The sequence below is a fragment of the Cohnella pontilimi genome (assembly GCF_005049045.1).
Classification (GTDB): domain Bacteria; phylum Bacillota; class Bacilli; order Paenibacillales; family Paenibacillaceae; genus Cohnella; species Cohnella pontilimi.
Genome location: NZ_SUPK01000022.1, coordinates 1 through 1,555 on the forward strand (window position 1 = coordinate 1; position 1,555 = coordinate 1,555).

General features: G+C 49.5%; 1 protein-coding gene. It reads left to right on the top strand.

Going from position 1 to position 1,555, the window contains the following annotated elements:
• Nucleotides 1–255: 255 nt before the first annotated feature.
• On the top strand, nucleotides 256–1,479 hold the full coding sequence (locus E5161_RS20590) for an IS110 family RNA-guided transposase (RefSeq protein ID WP_136779760.1): 1,224 nt from the start codon (nucleotides 256–258) through the stop codon (nucleotides 1,477–1,479).
• Nucleotides 1,480–1,555: the final 76 nt, after the last annotated feature.

Consider the following 1,555-nt stretch of genomic DNA (forward strand, 5'->3'; position numbering starts at 1 on the left):
CCCGTTAGCCGCCCATGCCCCTCACGGGGCACCACAGAATAATGAAAATTTTTACTCCGCATTTTATACTCTTCTTACGGCTGGTGAGGAAGGTCGTTTAACTATGGTGTCGCGAACCCAACCGTTAGTCTGACTCCAACGATCACGGTGCACCACGGACTGTCGCTCCCACCCGGGAAGCACGCAGGGTAGATTAGCCCTTTATTGGTTGTTGCACCAGTCCTCTATTCTATCTGCCGTAGAAAGGTGAGCCATGTGGAAGTGCTGATTGAACGAGCATGCGGTCTTGATGTTCACAAGAAGTCCATCACTGCCTGTATCGTTACACCAGAAGGAAAGGAGATTAAGACGTTCCGCACTCAAACCGTCTTTCTGCTAGAGATGATTGATTGGATTAAAGATCACCGCTGTTCCCATGTGGCCATGGAAAGTACAAGCGTGTTCTGGAAACCCATCGTCAACTTGCTTGAAGCAGAAGACATCGATTTTCTTGTCGTCAACGCGCAACACATAAAAGCTGTGCCCGGCCGTAAAACGGATGTGAAAGATGCTGAATGGATTTGCAATCTGTTGCGCCACGGGTTGCTTAAACCAAGTTATATTCCTGATCGTAATCAGCGTGAATTGCGTGAACTGGTCCGCTACCGCCGCAGTCTTATTCAGGAACGTGCGCGCGAACATAATCGCGTGCAAAAGGTTCTCGAAGGAGCCAACATTAAGCTGGCTTCTGTTGTCTCTGATATCATGGGGGTTTCTAGCCGGGATATGTTGGATGCAATGGTGGACGGAGAGAATGATCCCGAGAAATTAGCAGCATTCGCGCGAAAAACGTTGAAAAGAAAGAAGGAAGACCTCGAGCTTGCTCTTCACGGTAACATGAGCGCGCATCAACGTCTCATGCTGAAAACCATGCTCACTCATATTGACTTCCTCAATGAACAAATTATTGAACTGGACACGGAGGTAGCCAAACGGCTCAACCCTTTTCAGCAAGACCTTGACCGGCTCGATAGCATTCCGGGAATCGCACGACGAACCGCTGAACAAATCCTAGCCGAAATTGGAACAGATGTTGGTTCGCGTTTTCCAAGTGCCGGTCACCTCTGCTCATGGGTCGGTCTGGTTCCAGGACATAACGAAAGCGCAGGCAAACGAAAAACATCCAAAACCCGCAAAGGCAACAAGTATCTTCGTTCCGCTCTCATCGAAGCCTCCCACTCGATACGGGGATCTGATAACTACCTCGGAGCCCAGTACAGACGGATTGCAGCTCGCAAAGGAAAGCACCGAGCGGCCGTTGCTGTTGCCCATTCCATTATGACGATCGCTTACCATTTACTGACCCGGCAGGTAGATTACAAAGACTTAGGCTCTGATTACTTTGAAAAACGACACCAAGAGGCCATAGTCCGACAGACGGTTCGGAAGTTAGAGAACCTGGGCTTCACGGTAACATTGGCCTCACCGGAAGCTTCCTGACCTCCCCTTCTTCACACAGAAGACGCAGCTTTTTTAAAATCACTTGAGCTGCGCCTACTTTCGTGCTGTCTTTTTT